Raw genomic sequence first — 7,213 nt, forward strand, 5'->3', positions numbered from 1 at the left:
AAGAGACAGCTCTGGAGGCCGCCAAGGCTCAGCGCGAGCAGGCCGTCCAGGCCGCGCCGGCGCCCGCCGCCGCCCCGGCCCCCGCGGCTCAGGCTCCCGCCGCCCAGGCCCCGGCCGCCGCGGCTCCGGAGCCGGTCGAGGTCGACACGACGCTGCGCGGCCGTACGGAGAAGATGTCGCGCCTGCGCCAGACGATGTCGAAGCGGCTGGTCGAGTCGCTGCAGACGGCGGCCCAGCTCACCACGGTGGTCGAGGTCGACGTCACCAAGATCGCGCGGCTGCGCGAGCAGGCGAAGGCCGACTTCCTGCGCCGCGAGGGCGTCAAGCTGTCGTTCATGCCGTTCTTCGAGATGGCCGCGATCGAGGCGCTCAAGCAGCACCCGAAGCTCAACGCGACGATCAACAACGAGACCATGGAGGTCACGTACTTCGACGTCGAGCACCTGGGCATCGCGGTCGACACCGAGCGCGGCCTGATCGCGGCGGTCATCAAGAACGCCGGCGACCTCAACCTCGCCGGGCTCGCCCGTAAGACGGCCGATTTGGCCGAGCGCACCCGCGCCAACAAGGTGACCCCCGACGAGATCACCGGCGGCACGTTCACGCTGACCAACACCGGCAGCCGCGGCGCGCTGTTCGACACGCCGATCCTCAACCAGCCGCAGGTCGGCATGCTCGGCACCGGCTCGGTCGTGAAGCGGCCCGTCGTGATCGACACGCCCGAGGGCGAGGTCATCGCGATCCGGTCGATGGTCTACCTGGCGCTGACCTACGACCACCGCCTGGTCGACGGCGCGGACGCGGCCCGCTTCCTCACCACGGTGAAGCGCCGCCTGGAGGAGGGCCGCTTCGAGGCTCAGCTCGGGCTCGCGTAACACGTTCCCACCCGGCGCCCGAGAGCGCCGGCCGGCCGGGCGGTCCCTGTCTCCAGGGGCCGCCCGGCCTTTTCGTGCCCGCCCGGTGATCGGCGCGGGCCGGGGCGGCGGCGTACGGTGGGGGCATGGCGATCATCGTGACCGGGGCGTCGGGATTGCTGGGGTCGGCGCTGGTGGAGGCGCTGCGGGAGCGGGGGCGGGAGGTCGTGAAACTCGTCCGCCGTGAGCCGCGCGCCGCCGACGAGGCGTTCTGGCAGCCGTACGAGCAGGTCGTGGACGTGTCGGCGCTGGAGGGCGCCGAGGCCGTCGTGCATCTGGCGGGGGCGCCGATCGCGGAGCGGCGCTGGAGCGAGGCGTACAAGCGCGAGCTGCTGAACAGCCGGATCGAGGGCACGCGGGTGCTGGTCGACGCGCTGCGGCGGCTGTCGAGACCGCCCGAGGTGCTCCTGTCGGCCTCCGGGGTCGACTTCTACGGCGACACCGGCGACCGGCTGGTGGACGAGAGCCAGGGCAGGGGCACGGGGTTCCTGTCCGACCTCTGCGAGCGGTGGGAGGCCGAGGCCCGCCGAGCCGGCGAGGCCGGCGTCAGGACCGTCCAGGCGCGTACGGGGCTGGCGCTCAGCAGGCGCGGCGGGGCGCTGGCCCGGATCCTGCCGATCTTCCGGATGGGGCTGGGCGCGCCGCTGGGCACCGGCAAGCAGTACTGGTCGTGGATCACCCTGGACGACTGGGTCGGTGCCGCCCTGCACGTGCTGGCGAACCGGGATGTCTCAGGGCCGGTCAACTTCACCGCGCCGGGGCCCGTGACGAACGCGGAGTTCACCAAGGCGCTGGGCAAGGCGATGCGCAGGGGGACGATGCCGATCCCCGTGCCGGCCTTCGCACTGACGCTCGGGCTCGGCGAGTTCGCCCGCGAGGGGCTGCTGCCCAGTCACCGGCTCGTGCCGGGGAAACTCACGGACAGTGGGTATCGCTTCACCCATACCGGTCTCGATGAGGCACTGCGCGCCGTACTCTAGTGGCCGTTCGTGCTTCAGCGGGTGGGAGAATCTTGCCATGAGCCGGTCAGGTCAGTCGCACATCCTCGCCATCGGAGGCGGGTCGTTCCGCCCCAGCAGCCGCCAGAACGTCATCGAGGCCAGCGCGCTGTTGCGCTACGGCCTCGACCTGACCGGGCAGGACCGCCCGAAGCTGGGCCTGGTCGCCACCGCGGTCGGCGACTCCTCCGACTGGCTGCTGAAGATGTACGGCGCGTTCGCGCAGTGGGACGTCGAGGTGAGCCACCTGACGGTGTTCCCGATGCCCAACGTCGCCGACCCGCGCGCCTGGATGCTCGAACAGGACATGATCTACGTCTCCGGCGGCAGCGTGGCCAACCTCATGGCGCTGTGGCGCCTGCACGGCTACGACGAGGCGTTCGAGGAGGCGTGGCGGGCCGGCGTGGTGTTGTCGGGGCAGAGCGCGGGCGCGCTGTGCTGGCACGTCGGCGGCAACACCGACTCCTTCGGCCCCGACCTGCGCGTCTGGTCCGAGGGGCTCGGCCTGCTGCCCTACTCGTGCGGCGTCCACTACGACGCCGAGGCGCAGCGCCGGCCGCTGCTGCAGGCGTCGGTGGCCAGCGGTGAGCTGCCGTCCGGCTACGCCGCCGACGAGGGCGTGGCGCTCCACTACGTCGGCACGGAGTTCATCCAGGCGGTCAGCGCCGTGCCCGGCGCGGCGGCGTACCGCGTGGAGGGCGACGGTGACGGCGGGGTCAAGGAGTTCCGGATCGAGCCGCGGCTGCTGACCCCCTGATTACCCTTCAAGGGTGAGGGAACGGCACAATAGGCCCATGCGCCCCAACCACGGGGACGATCCCCACGCACTCGCCATCGTCCGCCTTGGTGTCGACGTCCCCTACGAGCAGGCCTGGTCGCTGCAGCGCTGGGTGCACGACAAACGGGTCGCCGGAGAGCTCACCGACACCGCCCTGATCCTGGAGCACGCCCCCGTCTACACCGCGGGCAAGCGCACCGCCCCGCACGAACGGCCCGCCGACGGCACGCCCGTCATCGACGTCGACCGGGGCGGCCGCCTCACCTGGCACGGCCCTGGGCAGCTGGTGGCCTATCCGATCGTCGCCATCACCGACGTGGTGGCGTACGTCTGCCGCCTGGAGGACACCATGATCCAGGTGTGCGCCGACTTCGGCGTCACGGCCCGGCGGGTGCCCGGCCGCGGCGGCGTCTGGGCGATGGGCGACCCGGCGCTGGGCCTGCCCGACCGTCAGCTCGGCGCGGTGGGCCTGCGGGTCTCGCGCGGCGTGACCATGCACGGGTTCGCGCTCAACTGCGCCAACGACCCGCGCTGGTTCAACCGGATCGCGCCGTGCGGCATCCCCGACGTGGGGGTGTCGTCGCTGTCCGCCGAGACGGGGCGGCGCATCGTGGTCGAGGAGGTCATCCCGATCGCGGAGAAGCGGCTGGCCGAGGCGCTCGGCAAGCAGCCGTTCGACCTGCACGAGGAAGACCTGCTGCGCCGCTAGCCGCATCGGCGGTTCGGGGAGGGAAATCTGCCGGATCGGCGGTGGTGCGCCGTGACGGTGCCGGGCTTACGATCACCGTGTGAAGCGCCTGTCCGCCCTCCTGCTGGCGTCCGTGGTGCACCTGCTGACGCTGGCGTTCGCCGTGCTGGGCGCGTCGGCGATCCTGCGCGAGCCCGGCTCGTTCGTGTCGTGGGTGATCGGCGCCCCGCTCCTGGCCATCGGATGGGCGCTGCGGCCCCGGCTCGGCCGGCTGCCCGCCGACGCCGAGGTGCTCGACCGCTCCGCCGCTCCCGAGCTGTACGGCGCCGCCGCCCGCGTGGCCGACCGCGTCGGCGTCCCGCCGCCCGGGAAGGTCGCGGTGCGCGACCTGGCCACCGAGACCCGCTACGAACGCGTCGGCCTGGCGCGTACGCCCGTGCTGGTCGTCGGCCTGCCGCTGTGGCTGGCGCTGCCGCCGACGCTGCGCGCGGCCCTGCTGGCCACCGCGTACGCGCGGCGGCCGACCGGCGGCGAGCGGCTGGTCGGCGAGGCGTTGAACACCCTGGAGTCCTGGCGCGACGCGCTGCTCGACTCCGCCGCGCCGCTGAAGGTCAGGCAGGAGGCTCAGACCGCGATCACGGCGTCGTCCCTCGGGGTGGCGCACCAGCCGGGCACCGCGTACGAGGTGGCGGGGTTCATCGGCCGCCTGTTCGGGCGGGTGCTCGGTGGCCCGGTGCTGCTGATGCAGTACGCGCTGACCCGGCTGGCCGGGGCCGACGAGGGCCGTACGGAGGCCAGGCGGCGGGCGCCGGCCCTGCGGGCCGTCGCGGAGGCGGAGCTGGCCCGGCTGGAGCAGCTGGCGGCGGGCGGCGGCTACCTCGCCCCGATGCAGGCGGCGGCGCTGCGCGGGGAGAGCGTGACCTCGATCCGGCAGGGGGCGCTGGCCCGGTTCCGGCTCACCGCCGACGGCGTGCTCACCGCTCCGCCGGGCTCCGAGCTGATCGGCGCCGGCGAGTCCGAGCTGATCGACCAGGAGCTGCGGGCCCACTACAGCAGGGCGATCCGCGGGTTCGGGCTCATCAGCTGACCCTGGAGCGGTCCGCTTCCTCGGGAGACGTAAGCTGAAGCCGTGACCGTTGCCCCTGAAGGCCGTAAGCTCCTCCGCCTGGAGGTGCGTAACGCCGAAACCCCGATCGAGCGCAAGCCCCCGTGGATCAAGACCAAGCTGAGGACGGGCCCCGAATACACCGAGCTCAAATCGCTCGTGCGCCGGGAGGGCCTGCACACGGTCTGTGAAGAGGCGGGCTGTCCGAACATCTACGAGTGCTGGGAAGACCGCGAGGCGACGTTCCTCATCGGCGGCGACCAGTGCACCCGCCGTTGCGACTTCTGCCAGATCGACACGGGCAAGCCGAAGGAGTACGACCGCGACGAGCCGCGCAGGGTCGCCGAGTCCGTCCAGCAGATGGGCCTGAAATACGCGACCGTGACCGGCGTGGCCCGCGACGACCTGCCCGACGGCGGGGCCTGGCTCTACGCCGAGACCGCCCGCCAGATCCACGCGCTGCTGCCCGACTGCGGCGTCGAGCTGCTGGTGCCCGACTTCAACGGCAACCGCGACCAGCTGGAGGAGGTCTTCTCCAGCAAGCCCGAGGTGTTCGCGCACAACGTCGAGACCGTGCCGCGGATCTTCAAGCGCATCCGCCCGGCGTTCCGCTACGAACGCTCGCTCGCCGTGATCACGATGGCCCGCGAGGCCGGGCTGGTCACCAAGTCCAACCTGATCCTGGGCATGGGCGAGACGCGTGAGGAGGTCGTCGAGGCCATGCGTGACCTCCACGCGGCCGGCACCGACCTGCTGACGATCACCCAGTACCTCCGCCCGACGCCGCGCCATCACCCGGTGGAGCGCTGGGTCAAGCCGGAGGAGTTCGTCGAGCTGCAGGCCGAGGCCGAGGCCATCGGCTTCGCCGGGGTGCTGTCGGGGCCGCTGGTCCGCTCGTCGTACCGGGCGGGCAGGCTCTACAAGCAGGCCATCGAGGCCCGCCAGACCGCCTGAGGTCCTGCTGCCTGAGCGGCTCCGGGGTACGCCCCCGGAGCCGCTTCTTCTTCCGGGCGTTTCCGTGACAGCATGTCCCCCGACAAGCCGACGGAGGGCGACGGGGCATGGGCGTTCTGATCCGCACGACCGACCTGCCCGCCAGGCAGCGCCTCGACGCCTGGCGCGGCATCGTGTGCGACACGCTGGGCCCGCTCGACCTGCGCATCGACCGCGACGCACCGCTGCGGGGCGAGATCGAGCTGGCCGAGCTCGGCGCCGTGGGGGTGGGCCGGGTGCGTACGTCCACACCGCACAGCGTGCACCGCACGGCCGGTCTGATCCGCGGCGACGAGCCCGAGCTCTACCGGGTGGTGCTGGCCATGTCGGGCAGCCCGTGCCTGAGCCAGGACGGCCGGCAGGCCCGGCTCAGCCGGGGCGAGTTCGCGATCTACGACTTCAACCGGCCGTACGAGCTGGCCTATGACGCGGCGGTGCAGCTGGCGGTGTTCAGCTTCCCCCGCGATCTGCTGGCCCTGCCGTACGGCTCCGTGGCCGGGCTGACCGCCGTGCCGATCACGGCCGACTCGGGGGCGGCGGCGCTGGCCGTGCCGCTGCTGCGCCGGGTGGCCATGGATCATGCGACGTACCGGCCGGAGAGCGCGGCGCGGCTGTCGACCGTGGTGACCGACCTCGTCAGCACGGCCGTCGCCGAACGCGCGGAGCAGGCGAACGCGCTGCCGCCCGACTCCCGGCAGCGCGCGCTGCAGCTGCGCGTGCACGCCTTCATCGAGCAGCGTCTCGGCGACACCGAGCTCGATCCCGCCACGGTGGCGGCGGCGCACCACGTCTCGGTACGCCTGCTGCACCGGCTGTTCGAGTCAGAGCACACCACGGTCGCGGCCTGGATCCGGCGGCGGCGTCTGGAACGCTGCCGCGCCGACCTCGCCGATCCCGCCTTCGCGCATCTGCCGGTCAGCGCGGTCGGCGCGCGCTGGGGGCTGCCGGACGCGGCCCATTTCAGCAGGCTGTTCCGCAGCGCGTACGGGATGCCGCCCGCGGAGTACCGCCGGGCCAACGCCGTGCGCTGAACGTCAACGCATCCGGCGCGCAGATCCAAGACCGGGGGACGCCCTCCGGGCGAGACTGGACGTGTCCACCCCCACGGAAAAGGATCCGAAGATGCAGCTTTTCGTCAACCTGCCGGTCAAGGACCTCGACCGGTCGAAGAAGTTCTTCACCGAGCTCGGCTTCCAGCTGTTCGGCATGGCCGACACCATGGCGTCGGTGATCATCAGTGAGCAGACGCAGGTCATGCTGCTGACCGAGCCGGCGTTCGCGTCGTACATCACCAAGGGCATCGCCGACTCCGGCACGGCCACCGAGGCGATCCTGGTGCTCGGGATGGAGAATCCCGCCCAGGTGGACGAGCTGGTGGACAAGGCCCTCGCGGCCGGGGCCACCCCGGCGGGCGTCAAGCTGGAGGACGGCATGCGTTACCAGCGTGGCTTCGCCGACCTCGACGGCCACCACTGGGAGGCGCTGTGCCTGGTGCAGCCGGCCGGATGAGCGGCAAGGCGATCTCGGCCGACGGCACGGTCATCGCCTACGACCGGCACGGCTCCGGGCCCGCTGTCGTCCTCGTGCACGGCGCGTTCACCGGCCGGGGCCACCCCGTGCTGGCGGGCGTGGCAACCGGCCTGGCGCCGTGGTTCACGGTGTACGACTACGACCGCCGGGGCCGCGGCGGGAGCGGCGACACCCTCCCGTACGCGGCCGAGCGGGAGGGTGTCGCCG

The 7,213-nt window shown here is 72.5% G+C and carries 9 protein-coding genes; all 9 read left to right on the forward strand.

What is annotated here, in order from left to right:
• Positions 1 to 875, forward strand: an 875-nt coding sequence (locus E1286_RS44630) for a 2-oxo acid dehydrogenase subunit E2 (protein WP_187368322.1), incomplete at its 5' end; no start/stop codon positions are given.
• Positions 876 to 1,000: 125 nt separating this feature from the next.
• The gene (locus E1286_RS44635) at positions 1,001 to 1,894 is read left to right on the forward strand and encodes a TIGR01777 family oxidoreductase (protein WP_132623078.1); all 894 of its coding nucleotides are present in this window, start codon (positions 1,001 to 1,003) and stop codon (positions 1,892 to 1,894) included.
• Positions 1,895 to 1,931: 37 nt separating this feature from the next.
• Positions 1,932 to 2,669: a Type 1 glutamine amidotransferase-like domain-containing protein gene (locus tag E1286_RS44640; RefSeq protein ID WP_132623080.1), complete on the forward strand. Its 738-nt coding sequence runs from the start codon at positions 1,932 to 1,934 to the stop codon at positions 2,667 to 2,669.
• 37 nt (positions 2,670 to 2,706) lie between these two features.
• Entirely contained in the window at positions 2,707 to 3,399 is a 693-nt protein-coding gene (lipB, locus tag E1286_RS44645; RefSeq protein ID WP_132623082.1) for a lipoyl(octanoyl) transferase LipB, read from the forward strand.
• Positions 3,400 to 3,478: 79 nt separating this feature from the next.
• A complete protein-coding gene (locus E1286_RS44650) occupies positions 3,479 to 4,465 on the forward strand; it encodes a M48 family metalloprotease (RefSeq protein ID WP_132623084.1) in 987 nt (328 codons plus the stop codon).
• 42 nt (positions 4,466 to 4,507) lie between these two features.
• Positions 4,508 to 5,437, forward strand: coding sequence for a lipoyl synthase (gene lipA / locus E1286_RS44655; RefSeq protein WP_132623086.1), 930 nt, complete (start codon positions 4,508 to 4,510; stop codon positions 5,435 to 5,437).
• 107 nt (positions 5,438 to 5,544) lie between these two features.
• A complete protein-coding gene (locus E1286_RS44660; protein ID WP_132623088.1) occupies positions 5,545 to 6,507 on the forward strand; it encodes an AraC-like ligand-binding domain-containing protein in 963 nt (320 codons plus the stop codon).
• 91 nt (positions 6,508 to 6,598) lie between these two features.
• Positions 6,599 to 6,985, forward strand: a complete 387-nt coding sequence (locus E1286_RS44665) for a VOC family protein (RefSeq protein WP_132623090.1) — start codon at positions 6,599 to 6,601, stop codon at positions 6,983 to 6,985.
• Positions 6,961 to 7,213 (forward strand): alpha/beta fold hydrolase (locus E1286_RS44670; RefSeq protein ID WP_425464799.1); only part of this gene is annotated, 253 nt, incomplete at its 3' end. The genes E1286_RS44665 and E1286_RS44670, both read left to right, overlap by 25 nt.

This window comes from Nonomuraea terrae (assembly GCF_004348995.1).
GTDB classification, from domain to species: domain Bacteria; phylum Actinomycetota; class Actinomycetes; order Streptosporangiales; family Streptosporangiaceae; genus Nonomuraea; species Nonomuraea terrae.